This is a genomic window from Qipengyuania sp., assembly GCF_048550555.1.
GTDB lineage: Bacteria > Pseudomonadota > Alphaproteobacteria > Sphingomonadales > Sphingomonadaceae > Qipengyuania.
The window spans coordinates 164,244-180,603 of record NZ_JBLYYF010000015.1 but is presented as its reverse complement, the minus strand read 5'-3'; the positions used below and the strand labels follow the sequence as shown (position 1 = coordinate 180,603).

The window sequence follows — 16,360 nt, the reverse complement described above, 5'->3', positions numbered from 1 at the left end:
GCTGTTTGCACCGGGCGCAGCGCGGGCTATGGAGCGGCCATGCTCGATGCAGTGCTTTCGATCACCGTCCTCGCCGCTCTGGCCCTGCTCGTCGGCGCATTTCTGCTGTGGCGCCGTACGGGCAATGTGAAGAACGCCCTGCTGATGGTGCTGCTGGCGGCGATCGCGCTGGTCAATGTCGCGATCTGGACGCTGCCCGATGCGGGCGGCGAGGCCCCGCTCGACAAGCTCGAGCAGGGCGCCCGCTGACCTGCGCCTAGCGCGGCAGTTCCCATTGCACCGCACCGGCATAGCTGCCGGCGACCGGCTCGCCGCTGGTGCCGCGCGCGGGTTCGAAGCGCGCCCGACGGGTGACCAGCGCGCAGGTCGCCTGGTCGAGCTCGTCATGGCCGGTCGAGCCGGTCACGGTGCAGCCGGTGACCTTGCCATTGGCGGCGATCTCGAGCCGGAAGCGCGCCAGTCCGGTCAGTTCCCGCCGTGCCCAGCTGGGCCGGTAGTCGTTGTCGCTCAGCCAGCTTGCCGGGTCGTTGCGCGGCTTGGCACCGACCGGATCGAAGCCGGGCTGCGGCAGCGGTTTGGGCAATTCGCGGCCGAGGCCCGGCTGCGGGGTGGGTACCGGCGGCAGCACGAAGGGCGTGGTGGGGATGGTCGGTTCGACGGGGGTGATGTCGAACTTCGGCTGCGGGACATGCACCACCGGATCGACCGGCTGGGTCGCGCGCGGCTCTACCGGCTCGACCGGATCGGGCGGCGGGGGCTTGGGCAGATCGTACTCGGTCGAAACCATCGGTCCGTCTTCGGTCGCGATGACGCCGCTCACCGTCAGCCCGGCAACCAGCGCCGCGGCGATGGCCGCATGCACCCCGATGACCGCCGCCATGCTGGCGGGCGAGGGCCTGCGGGTCTGGTCGATATAGGACATGGATAGTGCTCCTCTTCCAACGCCGGAGCCGTTCGGGCGACTCCATGCGGGCAATGTTACAACGTAACATACAAGAGGCAAGCGTTTTTCGCGTTGCATTCCGCAACCTTGGGGTTGCCGGTCTGTCAGGAAGAGCGCGCGGCCCGCCCGATCACTTGATCGGGCAGCTCGGATCGAGGCGGAAATCGAGATAGTTGTCGACCGACTTCATCAGCTCGGCCTGTTCGTTCTCGAAGAAGTGGTTGGCGCGCGGGATTTCCTCGTGATGCACGGTGATGTGCTTCTGCGTGCGCAGCTTCTCGACCAGCTTGGTCACCGCCTGCGGCTGGACCACCGTGTCCTGCGCGCCGTGGATGAAGATGCCGCTCGCCGGGCAGGGCGCGAGGAAGGAGAAGTCGTACATGCTCGCCGGTGCGCCGATGCTGATCCAGCCGCGGATTTCGGGGCGGCGCATGAGCAGCTGCATGCCGATGAGCGCGCCGAAGCTGACCCCGGCGACCCAGGTCACCTGCGCTTCGGGGTGGACCTGCTGCACCCAGTCGAGCGCGCTGGCCGCATCGGAGAGTTCGCCGATGCCGTTGTCGAAGCTGCCCTGGCTGCGGCCGACGCCGCGGAAGTTGAAGCGCAGGGTGGCGAAGCCGCGGTTGACGAAGGTCTTGTAGAGCCGCTGCGTGATCTGCTCGTTCATCGTTCCGCCGCCCTGCGGGTGCGGGTGGAGGATCATCGCCACCGGCGCACGCGGGCGCGGCGCGGGGGAGAAACGGCCTTCGAGACGGCCTTCGGGGCCGGGAAAGATCACGGTCGGCATGGGAGGTGTACCCTGGTCGAAATTTTCATGGGCTAGGCCCCCGAGGGGGCTTGCGCGAGGTTGCGCGCTATATAGGGTTTGTTGCCCAAATCGCAATCATTTCGAGCATGTCCCATCGCGAACCGCATCTATCTCGACCACGCCGCCACCAGCCCGCTGCGCCCCGAGGCGCGCAACGCGATGGAGGAGGGCTTCGCGCAGTGGGCCAATCCCAGCAGCCCGCATGCCGAAGGCCGCAAGGCGCGCCAGCTGCTCGAAGAGGCGCGCGAGCGGGTGAAGGCGGCGCTCGGCTGGCAGGGCGAGGTGATCTTCACCTCGGGCGCGAGCGAGGCGGCGGCGCTGGCGCTCCACCATGCGCAGGCCGGTGCGCGGCTGGTGTCGGCAGTCGAACATGATTGCGTCCTGCAGGCGGCGCCCGATGCCGAGCGGCTGCCCGTGCTTCCCGACGGGCAGCTCGACCTGACTATTCTGCAAGAGGCGCTCGAACGAGAACGTCCTCTGGTTGCGGTCCAGCATGTCAATTCTGAAACCGGAAATCGGCAGGTCATCGACTATATCCACGCATTGGTCCGTGATGCTGGCGGGATACTCCTCGCGGACGACGCCCAGTCCGCGGCCAAGCTGACCCTGCTGCCCTGCGACATGGCGATCATCTCGGCGCACAAGTTCGGCGGACCGATCGGAATCGGCGCGCTGCTGGTGAAGGACTACGCCATGCTCGCGCCCTCGGGCGGGCAGGAGCGCGGCTATCGGCGCGGGACCGAGAACCTGCCCGGCGTGCTCGGCATGGTGACTGCGCTCGAGGCTTGCGGCGATCCCTATGTCGACCCAGAGGTTCTCGAACCGCTCGATGCGCTGGCCGAAGAATGCCGCAAGCTGGGCGGTACATGGCTGTCGGATCGCCTGTCCGATCCCACGCCCTATATCCGCGCCATCGCGATGCCCAACATGAGCGCCACCGCGCAGGTCATGCGCTTCGATATGGCGGGGATCGCAGTTTCGCAGGGCAGCGCCTGTTCGAGCGGGACGATGAAGACCAGCCGCGTGCTCGAAGCGATGCAGGTCGAGCCCGCAGTGGCTGCCAACACGATCCGCGTCTCGCTCGGCTGGAACACGACCCGCGAAGAGGTGGAACGCTTCTGCGAGGTATGGCTTGAGTTGGCGAAGGCATGATCTACCTCGATTACCAGGCCACCACCCCGCTTGCCCCCGAGGCGCGCGATGCCATGCTGCGCTGGCTCGACGGGCCGGGAGGCACCGGTTTCGGCAATCCGCACAGCGCGCACCGCATGGGCCGCCAGGCCAAGGCCGCGATCGAACTGGCGCGCGACCAGGTCGCCGCGCTCTTCCCGCCGAACGGCCGGGTGATCTTCACCTCGGGCGCGACCGAGGCGCTCAATCTCGCGATCCGCGGTTCGGGTCGGGGTGGCACCGTGTCCTACTCCGCCATCGAGCATTCGGCGGTCGGCGATACCGCGCAGGATGCGGGGGCGAGCCACATGCTCAACGTCGCGAAGAACGGCCAGTGCAACACGAAGCAGGACCTGCCCGCCGATACGCGGCTGGTCTGCGTGATGCAGGTCAACAACGAGATCGGCACCATCCAGCCGACGGTCGAATGGCATCGCAAGGCCAAGGAAAACAACGCGCTGTTCCTGTGCGACGCGGTGCAGGCCTATGGCCGGATCGAGCTGACCGGGGCCGACATGATCGCGATCTCGGCGCACAAGTTCCACGGCCCCAAGGGCATCGGCGCGCTGTGGGTGCGGAACGGGCTCGACCTGCACGAGGTCCAGACCGGCGGCGGGCAGGAATTCGGCCTGCGCTCGGGCACGCTCAGCCCCGCGTTGATCGCCGGCATGGGCGCCGCGGCGGCCGAGGCGAAGGACCGGATGGAGCAGGACCGCGACCATGTCGACAAGCTCTGGCGGCGCGCGCGCGAGCTCTTCACCGACTGGACATTGAATGGCAGCGACGAGGCGCGCTGGCACGGCAATCTCAACATCCGCCGCAAGGGGCTCGATGTCGGGCGGCTGATGAGCGACGTGCGCGACGTGATGTTCTCCGCCGGATCGGCCTGCGCCAGCGGCTCGGGCCGCCCGAGCCATGTACTCAAGGCGATCGGGCTCAGCGACAGGCAGGCTAAGAGCTCGATCCGGCTCGGCTTCGGCCGCTACACCACGATCGAGGACATCGAACAGGCGGCGGGCAAGATCAACGCCGCAGCGGAGGCGCAGGGATTGTGAAGATCGAATTCATCACCGCGAACGGCGACAGTGTCCTCGCCGAGGCACAGCCTGGCGACAGCCTCCTGCGCGTGGCGCAGGCGGCGGGCCTCCCGCTCGAGGGTACCTGCGAAGGACAGATGGCCTGCTCGACCTGCCACGTGGTGGTCGCCCCCGAATGGTTCGGCCGGCTCGCGGAGGCGAGCGAGGAGGAAGAGGACATGCTCGACCTCGCCGCCGGCGTCGCGCGCACCAGCCGCCTCTCCTGCCAGATCGACCTCACCGCGGAGATGGACGGCCTCACCGTACGCATCCCCGCGGAAAGCCACGACATGCGGCGGTTCTAGGCGCTTTCGGCCTCTTCGGGCCGGGTCCATCCCGCGCCGATGCCGGTCGTCAGGCCGAGCTTCCGCCCCGCCTTGGCGCCCAGCCACACCAGCAGCCCGAGCGGCACCAGCACGGCAAGCAGCACGATCAGCAGGCTGATCATCGTGCCGAAGATGCCGCCCAGCGAGTTCCACGCGCTGCGGATCGGTTCGGCGAAGCCGCCGGTGGCGGGCTTGCCGCTTTCGTACGAGACGGTCATGTTCGAATAGGCGACGCGGCCGCGCATCTCGGTGAGCCAGCTGGTCGCCTGGTCGATCTCCTCGTTGACCTGCGCCACGCCGCGTTCGGCGGCGACGAGCTCGGAGACGGTGCCCTTGCGGTTGCGCAGCACCTCCATCAGCCGGTCGCGCAGGACGGTCCGCGCGCGCAGCCGCGCCTCGGTGTCGACGATGCTCTTCGACAGGTCCTCGCCCTCGATCGAGGAGGAGACGAGTTCGCCGTCGACCCTGCCGCTCGCATTGGCGAGCTCCTTGCCGAAGGTACGCGCGTCGCGGGCGCGGACGGCGAGCGTCAGGCTGCCCTGGGCATAGTCGCCCTCGTTTTCCGCTTGGTCCATCGCAATGATCCGGCAGACGTCGGGGCCCTTGGCCTCGCACATGTCGGCATGGCGTTCCTGCAGGGGGCGGATCGCGTCGGAGGGAAGGCGGAAGCCGTAGGCGTAGCGATAGGCCACCTGCGGAACGCCGACGGGGATCGCACCGGCCCCGGGAATGCTCCCGGAGTCGTCGTATCGCGCGGGTTCGACCACGGCAGCCGCAGCGGGAGGCGGTTCCGCGATATCGTAGCTGGCCATCGATTCGGCCTCGCCGTCGACCGTGGACATGCGTTCGAGCGTCTCGGTCTCGGCTCCGCTGCATCCGGCGAGGACCAGCGTCGAGGCGACACCAGCCAGGAGAAATTTCCGCATTTCCGACTCCTCTCAAATCACCCGTCCCAATTGCGCCTTATTTTCGCCACAATGTGAACACAATCAAAACACAATATATTTGTTACAACATAACTTACATCAGGCAAGGTTTCTCGTGCCCGCATGCGAAAAGCCCCGCCGCATCGCTGCGACGGAGCTCTCGCTGTAGAGCATGCCTATCCGATCAGGCGGCTTCGAGCTGGTCCCTTGCGACGCTCTCACCGAGCATGTCGATCAGCGCCTTGCTGAAGGCGGGGATGTCGTCGGGATTGCGGCTGGTGATGAGATTGCCGTCGGTCGCCACTTCCTGATCGACGACGTTTGCACCGGCGTTCTTCAGATCTGTGCGGATCGAGGGCCAGCCGGTCACTGTCTTGCCGTCGATCAGGCCGGCCTCGGCGAGCAGCCACGGGGCGTGGCAGATCGCGGCAACCGGCTTGCCCGCCATGCCGAATTCGCGGACGAGGGCGATCGCGCGCTCGTTCATGCGCAGGATGTCGGGGTTCATCTGGCCGCCGGGCAGCAGCAGGGCGTCATAGCCTTCGCAGTTCGCCACCTCGTCGACGGTTTTGTCGACCTTGATGGCGTCGCCCCAGTCCTTGTCCTTCCAGCCGCGGATCATGCCTTCCTCCAGGCTGACCACCTCGGTGGCGATACCGGCCTTCTCCAGATTGGCCTTGGGCTTTTCGAGTTCCGACTGTTCGAAGCCGTCGGTGGCGAGGATCATTACGCGCTTGGTCATGAGGGGTCTCCTGTTGTTTGCAGTTACCCTTTCAACGCCCCGGCGAAGCCCGTCGTTCCGTGCAGAACCACGAGGCGAGGCAGCGACGGGGCGGATCGCGAAAAACCCGCTCCGTCCGGCCGAAACGGTCCGAAATGGACGCGGTTGAGCTGGACACCATGCGCCGCCGCCGACCACCTTGGACACGACCAAAGGGGGGTGCATGATACTCGGCGACAGGCTGATCACCGACAGGGACGGCAACCGTTATACATTGCGCCTGAGCGTCGATGTGCGGAGCGCCATCCTCAACGATGGTAATGTCGAGACCAGCGTTACCGCCATTCGCCATGTCGATGATGGCGACGACATCGAACTGACCGCACTGGTGCGCCTCGAATCCTTCGAGCGACGGATCGCGATCGTCCTTCCCGAGCAGCTCCCGATCCATATCGACATCGAATATTTCGAGGGTTTTGCCGAGCGCGCGGGCGGCGAAGTCGACCCGCTCGACGATATCGAGCCGGGCGACCTGGTCGAGCGGGCGGCGCAGGATTTGCTCGATGGCGCGGGACTGGGCGAGGCGATCGAGGCGGCGATCCAGCGCATGCCGGTTCCCGAACCTGCCTTAGGCTGTCCGATCAAGGCCGGAGTGAGCACGACGGTCGGTCAGCTGATCCATTGCCATAATCGCCACCGCAGGATCGAACAGCGCAGCAGCCGGGCCTGGGAGATCGTCAAGTGTCTCGGCGTCAATGCGCCGGGCATGACGATCAAGGCGACGCTGCGAACATTGAGGTGCTGGCTGACACTGGACGTTCTCTGACCGTCGGCAATCGCCAAAAACATGCCAATATCTGTCCCGCGGTGTCTCGTGCCGAGGGGGCAGTGTTGCTAGTTCGGTTGTATGTCCGCGACCGATATGACCGATTCAGACCCCTTCGACGCGATCGTCGATGCCCCTTTCGACAGCGCGCTGTCCGAACGCTATCTCGTCTATGCGCTGTCGACGATCACCGCGCGCTCGCTGCCCGACCTGCGCGACGGGCTGAAACCGGTCCACCGCCGCCTGCTGTGGGCGATGCGGCAGCTGAAGCTCGACCCGTCCTCCGCCTTCAAGAAGAGCGCGCGCGTGGTCGGCGACGTGATCGGCAAATACCACCCGCATGGCGACGCCTCGGTCTACGACGCGATGGTCCGCCTCGCGCAGGATTTCGCGCTGCGCTATCCGCTGGTCGAGGGACAGGGGAACTTCGGCAATATCGACGGCGATAACGCCGCCGCCTACCGCTACACCGAGGCGCGCCTGACCAGGACCGCGTTGCGGTTGATGGAGGGGCTGGACGAGGGCACGGTCGATTTCGTCCCGACCTACAATGGCGAGGAGCAGGAGCCCGAGATCTTCCCCGGCCTGTTCCCCAATCTGCTCGCCAATGGCGCCAGCGGCATCGCGGTGGGCATGGCGACCAATATCCCGAGCCACAATGTCGCCGAGATCGTCGACGCGACGCTCGAGGTGATCGACAATCCGCATGTCGAGCACGCGCGGCTGATGGAGCTGTTCAAGGGCCCCGATTTCGCCACCGGCGGGATCCTCGCCGAGAGCGCCGAGACGATCGCCGCAGCTTACGAGAGCGGGCGCGGGTCGTTCCGCGTGCGCGGCCGCTTCCACGCCGCCGAGGCCGAGAAGGTCGAGGACCGCGAGGCGGGGATCGAGCGGCTCGGCGGCGGGCAGTGGCAGCTGGTCATCAGCGAGATCCCCTACCAAGTGGCCAAGGGCAAGCTGATCGAGCAGATCGCGCAGGCGATCGCCGACAGGAAGCTGCCGATCCTCGAGGACGTGCGCGACGAGAGCGACGAGGCGATCCGTATCGTGCTCGTTCCGCGCAGCCGCAATGTCGATCCCGAACTGCTCAAGGAAAGCCTCTACAAGCTGACCGATCTCGAGACGCGCTTCGGGCTCAACCTCAACGTGCTCGACGCGGGCCGCACGCCGATGGTGATGGGGATCAAGGAAGTCCTCACCCACTGGATCGCCAGCCAGATCGACATCCTCCAGCGCCGCAGCCAGCACCGGCTCGACCAGATCGCGCGGCGGCTGGAGCTGGTCGAGGGCTACATCATCGCCTTCCTCAACCTCGACCGGGTGATCGAGATCATCCGCTACGAGGACGATCCCAAGGCGGTGATGATGGCGGAGTTCGAGCTCACCGACCGCCAGGCCGAGGCGATCCTCAACATGCGCCTGCGCAGCTTGCGCAAGCTCGAGGAAATGCAGCTGCGCAACGAGCGCGACGAGCTGCTCAAGGAACAGGAGGAGCTCGAGAAGCTGCTCGCCAGCCCCGCGCGGCAGCGCACGCGGCTGAAGCGCGATTTGAACCAATTGCGCAAGGAATATGGCGAGGATACCGCGCTCGGCGCCCGCCGTACGACCATCGAGGAAGCCGCGCCGGCGGTCGAATTCAGCATGGATGCGATGATCGAGAAGGAGCCGGTGACGGTGATTCTCTCGCAGAAGGGCTGGGTGCGCGGCGCCAAGGGCCATCTGCCGCTCGACCAGGATTTCAAGTACAAGGAAGGCGACGGGCCCGCCTTCGTGCTCCATGCGCAGACGACCGACAAGCTGCTGCTGGCGACCGACAAGGGCCGGTTCTTCACCCTCGGCGCCGACAAGCTGCCCGGCGCACGCGGTTTCGGCGAACCGGTGCGCAACACGCTCGACATCGATGCCAGCGCGCAGATCATCGCGGTGATCGCGCACAAGCCGGGCCAGCGCCTGCTGCTCGCCGCCGATACCGGCAAGGGCTTCGGCGCGACGACCGACGAGCTGCTCGCCGAAACCCGCAAGGGGCGCCAGGTGGTCAATCTCAAGGGTGACGCCAAGCTGGTCGTCGCGCGCCCCATCGCGGAGGGGCACGATCACGTCGCCTGCGTCGGCGACAACCGCAAGCTGGTGGTGTTCAATCTCGAGGAACTGCCCCAGCTCGCGCGCGGGCAGGGGGTGACGCTGCAGCGCTATCGCGACGGCGGGCTGTCCGATGCCACCACCTTCACGCTGGCGGAGGGGCTCAGCTGGACCATGGGCGGCAAGGAAGGCCGCACGCGGACCGAGGGCGAGATGTGGCAGTGGAAGGTCGCGCGCGGCGGCGCCGGCCGCATGCCGCCGCAGGGCTTCCCGCGCGACAACAGCTTCGGCTGATCAGCCGAGATCGGCTGCAATTCGCTCGAAGCAGTAGTTTGCCGGCACGGGGCGCACCACGCTCGCATGGACATCGGCCAGGACGTAATCGACCGGATGCTTGCGGTCGCGCGGACGGGGGTCCTTCATTCGCGGCTTGTAGCAGCCCGCCGAAGGAAGGGTGGCGCGGCGGTGGCGCCGGGCGGCGAACAGCAGTCTCTGCCGCTGCTCCACGAAGGCGCGCGAATAATATCGCAGGGCGAGCGCGGTCGACAGCAGCTCGAGGTAGATCACCCGGCGCAGCCGGCTGCCTTTCATCGGCTCCGACGAATGGGCGACCATCATGTCGTGGATCAGCACATCCCCGGCCTGTGCGGGCACCTCCACCGCCGGCCTGTGCGCGAGTTCGCAGATCGGATCGGCCGAAAGCTGGCTGCCGGGCACATAACGCAGCGCGCCTTCCCCAGGCAGCGCGTCGTCGAGATAGATGCCCATCGCCAGCGCCGGCGCGCTCCGGTCGTTGACCATGTCCTGATGCCACAGCACGGGATTCGCGTCCCCGCGATGCTTGATCACGGCGAATTCCTGGATCGGAACGAAATCGGGCCCGCAGATCGCCTGGGCCACGGCCATGAGCCCCGGCAGGGCGAGCAGTTCGAGCGGGGCCGGGTCGCCCCAGCCGAGCAGGCCGCCGATATTGGTCACGACCGTGCCGTCCGGGCTGTCGCGCAGCGCCTTGTTGGCAATCGGAAAGGGTTCGAGCTGCCGGTCGAAAAAACCGCGCAAGCGAGCCAGCGTGTCGCTGGGCAACAGGCCAGGGAGCAGCTGATAGCCGTCCCGGCGAAAAGCTTCGTAATTCCGTGTCGCCGGCATGGGCCACGTGATTGCGCGGCGGGCAAGGCGGGTCAATCGAAACGCAAAAGGCCGGGGACGATCGCTCGTCCCCGGCCTCTTGTCATCCCGTCCAGGGGAAAGGCGTGATTACTCGCCGGCGCTCTCGGCAGCCGGTGCCGATGCGGCCATGGCAGCGTCGATCTGGGCGTTGGTCAGCAGCGCCATCAGCATGCCGTCGGCATCCGCAGCGAAGTGTTCGCGCAGCAGGGTGATCTTGTTGGTTTCGTCGCCGCCGCGCGCGATGATGACGTTGTTGCCGTTGATTTCGAGCACGGTGCCGAGCGGCGCGTGCTGGGCGGTCATGGCTTCGGCGCCCACGACCAGCGCGGCGTCGCGCGCAGCGATCGCCTTCTGCTTGGCGGCCTGGAGCATGCCGACGATCTGCGCCTTGGTGGCGTTGAGCGTCGCGCCCTTTTCACCGGTGCCGAAGGCATTGGCCGGAACCGGCGCCTTCATGCCGTCGACGACGAGAATGGCGGTTTCGCCTTCGATGCGTTCGAGCGTGCCAATTTCCGCACCGTCATTGCCATAGACGGTCGCGCCCGCGGTGACGGAAGCCGAGGCTTCCTGCGCGGCGGCCATGGTCGGCAGGGCAGCGGTGGTGGTGAGGGCGATGGCGGCAAGCGCCAGCTTCGCGGTTTTCATGTGGCAACTCCAAGACTTGTAATTCGAAACACGCGGCTCTCCCACACGCGAAACGCGCGACCGAGCCGACTGAACTGGAAAGAGCGGGCGAGAGTGGAATTCAGCGCCACCCGCAAGTTCCCCTGAGAGAACGGGGTGCTCTATCTCACGGATTGCGGTTTTTTGCAACCGCGAGCCCTTTATGCTGCATTGCACCTTAAGCCAGGCTGAAGCCGGACCATGGCCTCCGTTCAGCGGGCGGCGAGTTCTTCCTCGAGCATTTGCTCGACGCGCGCGCGGGAGGGGAATTGCTCGGCCACCCAGCGTTTCTCGATGCGCTGCAACATGCGTGCGACCTCGGGGCCCTTGCCGACCCCGCGCGCGACGATTTCGCCGCCCTTGAGCGGGAATATAGGCGCGTCCCATTCGCGGATCGGCGCCGGATCGGCATGCATGAGAAGCAGCCGGTCGATCGCGCAGTCGCGACCGACGTCATAGGCGAGCGCCTGCGGATTTTCGCCATCGCGCATGTCGCGCCGTGCCACACAGACCAGTCGGTCGCGCTGGCTGCGCGACAACCTCAACCGTGCCGAAACCGCCTCGGCCACCGGCGGGATCGCGGGGAGCAGCGCGGCCATGCGGCGCATCGCATCGGGATCGATTTTCGCCGCTTTTTCCGCCTCGATCAGTGTTGCGAGTTGTTCGACCTCGCGCGCACCGCTTTCGGGCAGCACTTCCTGCAGCACGCCCAGTTCGCGCATCCTGGCGAGCGTCGAGGAAGGGTCGGGCAGGGCGAGCAGGTTCTGCATTTCCCAGCCCACGCGTTCGCGGCTGAGGCCCTTCAGCGTCGGAGCGAGCGAGCTGCAGGCGCTGCTCGCCTCATCGTCCCAGCCGTCGCCGAAGCGCGTGGCGAAGCGGAAGTAGCGCAGGATCCGCAGGTGATCCTCTTTGATCCTGGTCGCGGCATCGCCGATGAAGCGCACCCGCCGCGCGACGAGATCGTCGAGCCCGCCGAAATAGTCCGAAATCTCCAGCGTTTCCGGATGCGCATAAAGCGCATTGATGGTGAAATCGCGCCGCGCGGCATCGTCCTTCCAGTCTTCCGAGAAGGCGATGGTCGCGCGTCGGCCGTCGGTCGCGACATCCCGCCGCAGCGTGGTTATCTCGACATTGCCGTCCTCGATGATCGCGGTGACGGTTCCGTGATCGATACCGGTGGGAATGGTGCGGATGCCTGCATCCTTGCAGCGGTCGATCACCGCCGCGGGCAGGTGCCGCGTCGCCGCGTCGATATCGTTCACCGGATAGCCCAGCAGCGTGTCGCGGACGCAGCCGCCGACCCAGCGGATGTTCTCGACGCCAAGTGCCCGCACCAGAAGGGCGAGACTCTCGCGCCGGGTCCATTCGGTTTCGGGCAGGCGCTCGCTCATCCGCGCGCCTCCAGCCAGGCGATGCGGCGCGACAGGTTCCAGCAGATCGCCGCGGTCACGCCCCAGATCCGGTAACCCTGGTGATCCATCTCGAGATATTCGCGCATGGCCCCTTTCCAGAAGACTTCGTTGCGGCCCCATTGCGATGCATCCATCAGCTTGTCGAGCGGGCAGGTGAACCAGCTTTCGACCTCGCGTGGATCGGGGCGGATCGGCAGGTCGTGCGGTACGGTCGCGAGGACCGGGGTGATGTCGAAGCCCGTCCCCGTCTGGTAACGATCGGTGGTGCCGATGATGCGCACCTCTTCGGGCGCGATGTGCAATTCCTCCCAGGCCTCGCGCAGCGCCGCCTCGATCGCGTCCTCGCCATGATCCAGCTTGCCGCCGGGAAAGGCGACCTGGCCCGGGTGATCGCGCATGGTGCGCGGGCGCTGGGTCAGGATCACGGTCGGATCGGGCTGCTCGGTGACCGCGATGAGTACCGCGGCATCGGCGGTGCGCTCGGCATCGGCGAAGCGGCGATCCGACATCAACTCGCCGACATCGCTTGCGTGACCCTGCTCGAAGAGCTGCGTCAGCCGGTCGAAGACGGCGCTCATGAGGGCAGCAGCGAGAAGGTTTCCCCGCCGCTGGTCACGGTCCAGTCGTCGCCCCGCGCGAGCGCGATGCGCGCAAGTTGTTCGTAGGTCGACCGGTTGAGCCGCGCTTCGCATCCCCGGCGGACATGAACATAGATCGCGGGCTGGTCGGCATCGCCCGCAGCGCGGATGGGATTGTCGGGCCCGGCGACCACCAGTTCGTCGGTGTTGAGGCGAAAGGCCAGGTCGCCCTCGGTCTCGCTGACGTCGGTGGCGATGAAGCAGGCGTCCTCCACCTCGATGCTGAGCTTCTGATACGGAACGACCAGCCAGTAGCTGCCGTCCTCCTCGCGGTTCAGCAGCCCGGCGAAGGCGCGGACCATGCCGGGGCGTTTGATCGACGCGCCGTCGTGGTACCAGGTCCCGTCCGCCGCGATGCGCATGTGGCTTTCGTCGATATTGTCGGGCGACCACTGCTCCACCGGGGGCAGCTTGCGCGCCGCGACAGCCTCGGCGATCTGGGCGAGCGACATTCCGGCGAGTTCGGGGGGCGGGGTGTAGGGCACTGCGAGTGCGATGGCATATGTTTCGCACCGCCTCAATCCTCCCCGGTACGGGGAGGGGGCCCAGCGAAGCTGGTGGAGGGGGCTAGTCGACGATTCAAGGCCGCGGAGGCTCCGATCGGGGCACGTGCCCCTCCACCCCGAGCCGCTACGCGTCTCGCGGTCCCCCTCCCCCGGTAGGGGAGGTTCCCCACGGCCCCAGCATGCCTTCGGCCGGCAGGATCGCCGGATTGCCCGTCCGTGCCAGCAGGCGGTGCTGCTCGAAGGGGCCGGGGCAGTGCCAGCCGCCGGTATGGGCGGCGGCGAAGTCCCAGCGGTCGTAATAGTCGGGGTCGCCGATCATCACTTGCGGCAGCGGCGCGGCGCCACCGTCGAAACCGGCATCGATCGCGCCCAGGCTGGCGGCCATCAGCGCCTTGCCGAACCCTTCGCCCTGCCGCCCCGGCATCACCGCGACGGGCCCGACCATGATCATCGGATGCGCGCGACCGCGCGGATCGGTCAGCGCCACCGGCCAGCACTGGATGGTGCCCGCGAGATAGTCCTCGTCGTCGAGCGCGGCGAAGCTCAGCGCCTCGAGCCAGTCCATGCCCTCGCGGATGCGATAGGCGGTGCGCGCGTGGCGCCCCTCGCCGAAAGCGGAGTCGAGCAGGTCTTCGACCAGCTGCGTGTCGATCGCGGCAAGGGGGACGAGCGTCGCCATCGGCCGCGCCGATTAGGGGCGGCCATCGCCGGTGTCGATAAAATTCGCCTTAGCCCGGTGTAAGCTTGAGCAGCCTTGCGCCTGCCTTGTCCTCGAGTACCCAGATCGCGCCGTCAGGTCCCTCGACCACTTCGCGCAGCCGCTTCTCGAAGCCGATCCGTCCGACTTCGCGCGCGGTCTCGCCCTCGATCGCGACGCGGACCAGCCCCGCGGGTTTCATCGCCGCTATGATCGCCTGGCCTTTCCAGTCGGCGAAGAGATCGCCCGAATAGAAGATGAAATCGCCAGGCGCGATCACCGGGTTCCAGCTGATCGCCGGCTTGACGAAGGCATCGCTCGTTGCGTGGCGCGGAATTGGCTTGCCGTCGTAGTGGTCGCCGTCGGACACTTCGGGCCAGCCGTAATTGCCGCCGCCGCGCACGAGATTGAGCTCGTCCCCGCCCGCAGGCCCGTGTTCGAGGTCCCACAGCCGCCCCTCGCCGTCGAACTTCAGGCCAAGCACGTTGCGGTGGCCCATCGACCACACATCGGGCCGCGCGACGTTCTCGTCGGCGAACGGGTTGCCCGCGGCGGGCGATCCGTCGAGGTTCAGCCGCACCACCTTGCCGAGATTGACCTGCGGATCCTGCGCGGGCTGCATCTTCTGCCGCTCGCCGCTCGACACGAACAGGTATTTGCCATCGGGACTGAAGGCGATGCGATGCGAGAAATGGCCGCGGCCCGTGACCTTGGGCGCCTGGCGCCAGATCACCTTCAAGCCCTCGATCGCGCAGGCATCTGCTTCTTCGCAGACCAGCGTGCCGCGCCCGACGACCGCGCCGCGGGTGTCGCCCTGGCCGGCCTCGACCCAGCTGAGATAGATCGTGCGCTCGCTTAGCATCTCGGCGGCTTCCGCTGGGAGGAAGGCGATGTCGCCGAGTCCACCCTGGCCGCCGTAGTCGACTTGCGGAGCGCCGGTGACCGTGCCGAGCCGGCCGTTGCGCGTGTCGACGAACTTGATCGTGCCTGCTTTCTCGGTGACGAACAGCACCTCGGTGCCCGGTGCGAAGGCGGCGGCCCAGGGCTCGTCGAAAGTCCCGAACTCCTCCGAGTTGAGGTCGCGCCCACTGGTCACCCGCAGCTCCTCGCCGTGACTTTCCACACCGGCGGAGCTGCTGCAGCTTGCGAGCATGGCGAAGGGGAATAGGGTGGCGGCGAGGACCGGACGACTAGGCATGTTTCATTCTTCTCCCGATTGCGGCCTGCGCGGTGCGCCCCTGATCGTCGGTGTCGACGAGGCGGGTCGCGGGCCGCTGGCCGGGCCGGTCGTGGCCGCCGCGGTCGTGCTGTGCAAGCCTGCGCCGGGCGGTCTCGACGATTCCAAAAAGCTTTCGGCCAAGCGCCGTTCCCAGCTCGAGCCGCAGATTCGTGCACGCTGCGCCTGGGGGCTGGCGGTGGTCGAGCCCGACGAGATCGACCGGATCAACATCTTCCAGGCGACCATGCTGGCGATGACGCTGGCGGTCGGGCGGCTGGTCGAGGCGCTGGGATGCGAGCCCTCGCAAGTCCTCATCGACGGGAACATGACCCCGCATGGCCGGCATCGCGACTGGCGCTGGGCGCAGGCGCGCCCGATTGTGGGCGGCGACGGGAAGGAGAAGTCGATCGGTGCGGCCAGTATCCTGGCCAAGGAGCATCGCGACCGGCTGATGCGCGCGGCGGCGCAGGCGCACCCGCATTACGGATGGGATCGCAACATGGGCTACGGCACGGCGGAACACCTTGCCGCCCTGCGACGGCATGGACCTACACCGCTCCACCGGCGCAGCTTCGCACCGGTCGCGCAGGTCGACATGTTTGCCGGGGAAGCGGCCTAGGAAGCAGCGCTCTCGCGCTCGGCGGCCTTCTGCTCTTCGAGCTTGCGCCGCTGGTTGGCGACATCGCGTGCCTGCTTCGCCAGCGTCTGCCATGTGGCTTCCGATCGCAGGGCGCGTTCACGCACATTGTCGAGCGTCGCCGTTTCGGCCTCGGCCGCGGATTCTCGTGCGCGGGCTGCGTAGAATTCGTAAGTCTGGCTTACCATTTGCTTGCTCCGCCATGGTTGGTTGGGAAGCCGCGTGCCGCATCCGGGAGGAAACGGCACGCGGCCCTGAAAAATCAGTCGGCGGCGGAGAGGTTCACCGCGCTGACCTTGCCGTTGCGGCCGGTCTCGACTTCGTAGTTGAGGCGCTGGTCCTTATCGAGCGAGTGCATGCCGGCGGCCTGCACGGCGCTGATGTGGACGAAGCTGTCGTCCGAGCCGTCGTCGGGCTGGATGAAGCCGTAGCCCTTGTCGGTGTTGAAGAACTTTACGGTTCCGGTCTTGCTCATGATGGTTCCTTTCAAGAACGCATGGGGTTGCCGCGCCGCGACATGCGGCGTGGTCGTGCGTCAAATCGTCC

The 16,360-nt window shown here is 67.0% G+C and carries 20 protein-coding genes; 7 read left to right on the top strand and 13 right to left on the bottom strand.

Annotated features, from left to right (window positions below; translation table 11 throughout):
• Positions 1 to 39: 39 nt before the first annotated feature.
• The gene (locus tag ACN4E0_RS03445) at positions 40 to 249 is read left to right on the top strand and encodes a hypothetical protein (RefSeq protein WP_419565591.1); all 210 of its coding nucleotides are present in this window, start codon (positions 40 to 42) and stop codon (positions 247 to 249) included.
• 7 nt (positions 250 to 256) lie between these two features.
• Here ACN4E0_RS03445 and ACN4E0_RS03440 read toward each other — a convergent pair whose 3' ends face one another.
• Together ACN4E0_RS03440 and ACN4E0_RS03435 are read right to left on the bottom strand one after the other, a co-directional pair.
• Positions 257 to 922 carry an energy transducer TonB gene (locus ACN4E0_RS03440; RefSeq protein ID WP_419565589.1) on the bottom strand — a complete coding sequence of 222 codons (666 nt, stop codon included), beginning with the start codon at positions 920 to 922 and terminating at the stop codon, positions 257 to 259.
• A gap of 151 nt (positions 923 to 1,073) precedes the next feature.
• The gene (locus tag ACN4E0_RS03435) at positions 1,074 to 1,730 is read right to left on the bottom strand and encodes an alpha/beta hydrolase (RefSeq protein ID WP_370189440.1); all 657 of its coding nucleotides are present in this window, start codon (positions 1,728 to 1,730) and stop codon (positions 1,074 to 1,076) included.
• A gap of 180 nt (positions 1,731 to 1,910) precedes the next feature.
• On the opposite strand from ACN4E0_RS03435, the gene ACN4E0_RS03430 reads away from it, so the two are divergent.
• The 3 genes from ACN4E0_RS03430 to ACN4E0_RS03420 are packed head-to-tail and all read left to right on the top strand — an operon-like array spanning position 1,911 to position 4,302.
• Entirely contained in the window at positions 1,911 to 2,903 is a 993-nt protein-coding gene (locus ACN4E0_RS03430; RefSeq protein ID WP_419565646.1) for a cysteine desulfurase family protein, read from the top strand.
• Entirely contained in the window at positions 2,900 to 3,976 is a 1,077-nt protein-coding gene (locus ACN4E0_RS03425; protein ID WP_419565586.1) for a cysteine desulfurase family protein, read from the top strand. Before ACN4E0_RS03430 ends, ACN4E0_RS03425 begins: the two co-directional genes overlap by 4 nt.
• On the top strand, positions 3,973 to 4,302 hold the full coding sequence (locus ACN4E0_RS03420; protein WP_419565585.1) for a 2Fe-2S iron-sulfur cluster-binding protein: 330 nt from the start codon (positions 3,973 to 3,975) through the stop codon (positions 4,300 to 4,302). Before ACN4E0_RS03425 ends, ACN4E0_RS03420 begins: the two co-directional genes overlap by 4 nt.
• Here the strand turns inward: ACN4E0_RS03420 and ACN4E0_RS03415 are convergent.
• On the bottom strand, positions 4,299 to 5,249 hold the full coding sequence (locus tag ACN4E0_RS03415; RefSeq protein ID WP_419565583.1) for a DUF4349 domain-containing protein: 951 nt from the start codon (positions 5,247 to 5,249) through the stop codon (positions 4,299 to 4,301). The two genes, ACN4E0_RS03420 and ACN4E0_RS03415, sit on opposite strands and share 4 nt — an antisense overlap.
• A gap of 184 nt (positions 5,250 to 5,433) precedes the next feature.
• Positions 5,434 to 5,991, bottom strand: coding sequence for a type 1 glutamine amidotransferase domain-containing protein (locus tag ACN4E0_RS03410; RefSeq protein ID WP_419565581.1), 558 nt, complete (start codon positions 5,989 to 5,991; stop codon positions 5,434 to 5,436).
• 202 nt (positions 5,992 to 6,193) lie between these two features.
• Between ACN4E0_RS03410 and ACN4E0_RS03405 the strand changes: the two genes are divergently transcribed.
• Both ACN4E0_RS03405 and parC read left to right on the top strand, forming a co-directional pair.
• Entirely contained in the window at positions 6,194 to 6,796 is a 603-nt protein-coding gene (locus ACN4E0_RS03405) for a hypothetical protein (RefSeq protein WP_419565579.1), read from the top strand.
• 96 nt (positions 6,797 to 6,892) lie between these two features.
• Positions 6,893 to 9,169: a DNA topoisomerase IV subunit A gene (parC, locus tag ACN4E0_RS03400; protein ID WP_419565577.1), complete on the top strand. Its 2,277-nt coding sequence runs from the start codon at positions 6,893 to 6,895 to the stop codon at positions 9,167 to 9,169.
• On the opposite strand, the gene ACN4E0_RS03395 is transcribed toward parC, so the two are convergent.
• From ACN4E0_RS03395 to ACN4E0_RS03365, 7 genes are all read right to left on the bottom strand, one after another.
• The gene (locus ACN4E0_RS03395) at positions 9,170 to 10,021 is read right to left on the bottom strand and encodes a phytanoyl-CoA dioxygenase family protein (protein WP_419565575.1); all 852 of its coding nucleotides are present in this window, start codon (positions 10,019 to 10,021) and stop codon (positions 9,170 to 9,172) included.
• Between the two features lie 108 nt (positions 10,022 to 10,129).
• On the bottom strand, positions 10,130 to 10,687 hold the full coding sequence (locus ACN4E0_RS03390; protein ID WP_419565573.1) for a hypothetical protein: 558 nt from the start codon (positions 10,685 to 10,687) through the stop codon (positions 10,130 to 10,132).
• Between the two features lie 230 nt (positions 10,688 to 10,917).
• The gene (locus tag ACN4E0_RS03385) at positions 10,918 to 12,096 is read right to left on the bottom strand and encodes a CCA tRNA nucleotidyltransferase (RefSeq protein WP_419565571.1); all 1,179 of its coding nucleotides are present in this window, start codon (positions 12,094 to 12,096) and stop codon (positions 10,918 to 10,920) included.
• Positions 12,093 to 12,695, bottom strand: coding sequence for a CoA pyrophosphatase (locus ACN4E0_RS03380; RefSeq protein ID WP_419565568.1), 603 nt, complete (start codon positions 12,693 to 12,695; stop codon positions 12,093 to 12,095). Before ACN4E0_RS03380 ends, ACN4E0_RS03385 begins: the two co-directional genes overlap by 4 nt.
• Positions 12,692 to 13,240 carry a DUF1285 domain-containing protein gene (locus ACN4E0_RS03375; protein WP_419565566.1) on the bottom strand — a complete coding sequence of 183 codons (549 nt, stop codon included), beginning with the start codon at positions 13,238 to 13,240 and terminating at the stop codon, positions 12,692 to 12,694. Before ACN4E0_RS03375 ends, ACN4E0_RS03380 begins: the two co-directional genes overlap by 4 nt.
• A gap of 145 nt (positions 13,241 to 13,385) precedes the next feature.
• Positions 13,386 to 13,940, bottom strand: coding sequence for a GNAT family N-acetyltransferase (locus tag ACN4E0_RS03370; protein WP_419565564.1), 555 nt, complete (start codon positions 13,938 to 13,940; stop codon positions 13,386 to 13,388).
• Between the two features lie 49 nt (positions 13,941 to 13,989).
• On the bottom strand, positions 13,990 to 15,156 hold the full coding sequence (locus ACN4E0_RS03365; RefSeq protein WP_419565561.1) for a PQQ-dependent sugar dehydrogenase: 1,167 nt from the start codon (positions 15,154 to 15,156) through the stop codon (positions 13,990 to 13,992).
• Here ACN4E0_RS03365 and ACN4E0_RS03360 point away from each other — a divergent pair.
• Positions 15,155 to 15,796 (top strand): ribonuclease HII, encoded by a 642-nt coding sequence (locus ACN4E0_RS03360; RefSeq protein WP_419565558.1) that lies wholly within the window; start codon positions 15,155 to 15,157, stop codon positions 15,794 to 15,796. The genes ACN4E0_RS03365 and ACN4E0_RS03360 overlap by 2 nt on opposite strands.
• Here ACN4E0_RS03360 and ACN4E0_RS03355 read toward each other — a convergent pair.
• Together ACN4E0_RS03355 and ACN4E0_RS03350 are read right to left on the bottom strand one after the other, a co-directional pair.
• Positions 15,793 to 16,002, bottom strand: coding sequence for a hypothetical protein (locus tag ACN4E0_RS03355; protein ID WP_419565556.1), 210 nt, complete (start codon positions 16,000 to 16,002; stop codon positions 15,793 to 15,795). The two genes, ACN4E0_RS03360 and ACN4E0_RS03355, sit on opposite strands and share 4 nt — an antisense overlap.
• A 74-nt stretch (positions 16,003 to 16,076) precedes the next feature.
• Entirely contained in the window at positions 16,077 to 16,289 is a 213-nt protein-coding gene (locus ACN4E0_RS03350) for a cold-shock protein (protein ID WP_370033046.1), read from the bottom strand.
• Positions 16,290 to 16,360: the final 71 nt, after the last annotated feature.

Coding starts and splice junctions, on each gene's coding strand:
- ACN4E0_RS03445 (WP_419565591.1), top strand. CDS start 40: ATGCTCGATGCAGTGCTTTCGATCACCGTCCTCGCCGCTCTGGCCCTG.
- ACN4E0_RS03440 (WP_419565589.1), bottom strand. CDS start 922: ATGTCCTATATCGACCAGACCCGCAGGCCCTCGCCCGCCAGCATGGCG.
- ACN4E0_RS03435 (WP_370189440.1), bottom strand. CDS start 1,730: ATGCCGACCGTGATCTTTCCCGGCCCCGAAGGCCGTCTCGAAGGCCGT.
- ACN4E0_RS03430 (WP_419565646.1), top strand. CDS start 1,911: ATGGAGGAGGGCTTCGCGCAGTGGGCCAATCCCAGCAGCCCGCATGCC.
- ACN4E0_RS03425 (WP_419565586.1), top strand. CDS start 2,900: ATGATCTACCTCGATTACCAGGCCACCACCCCGCTTGCCCCCGAGGCG.
- ACN4E0_RS03415 (WP_419565583.1), bottom strand. CDS start 5,249: ATGCGGAAATTTCTCCTGGCTGGTGTCGCCTCGACGCTGGTCCTCGCC.
- ACN4E0_RS03410 (WP_419565581.1), bottom strand. CDS start 5,991: ATGACCAAGCGCGTAATGATCCTCGCCACCGACGGCTTCGAACAGTCG.
- ACN4E0_RS03405 (WP_419565579.1), top strand. CDS start 6,194: ATGATACTCGGCGACAGGCTGATCACCGACAGGGACGGCAACCGTTAT.
- parC (WP_419565577.1), top strand. CDS start 6,893: ATGACCGATTCAGACCCCTTCGACGCGATCGTCGATGCCCCTTTCGAC.
- ACN4E0_RS03395 (WP_419565575.1), bottom strand. CDS start 10,021: ATGCCGGCGACACGGAATTACGAAGCTTTTCGCCGGGACGGCTATCAG.
- ACN4E0_RS03390 (WP_419565573.1), bottom strand. CDS start 10,687: ATGAAAACCGCGAAGCTGGCGCTTGCCGCCATCGCCCTCACCACCACC.
- ACN4E0_RS03385 (WP_419565571.1), bottom strand. CDS start 12,096: ATGAGCGAGCGCCTGCCCGAAACCGAATGGACCCGGCGCGAGAGTCTC.
- ACN4E0_RS03380 (WP_419565568.1), bottom strand. CDS start 12,695: ATGAGCGCCGTCTTCGACCGGCTGACGCAGCTCTTCGAGCAGGGTCAC.
- ACN4E0_RS03370 (WP_419565564.1), bottom strand. CDS start 13,940: ATGGCGACGCTCGTCCCCCTTGCCGCGATCGACACGCAGCTGGTCGAA.
- ACN4E0_RS03360 (WP_419565558.1), top strand. CDS start 15,155: ATGTTTCATTCTTCTCCCGATTGCGGCCTGCGCGGTGCGCCCCTGATC.
- ACN4E0_RS03365 (WP_419565561.1), bottom strand. CDS start 15,156: ATGCCTAGTCGTCCGGTCCTCGCCGCCACCCTATTCCCCTTCGCCATG.
- ACN4E0_RS03355 (WP_419565556.1), bottom strand. CDS start 16,002: ATGGTAAGCCAGACTTACGAATTCTACGCAGCCCGCGCACGAGAATCC.
- ACN4E0_RS03350 (WP_370033046.1), bottom strand. CDS start 16,289: ATGAGCAAGACCGGAACCGTAAAGTTCTTCAACACCGACAAGGGCTAC.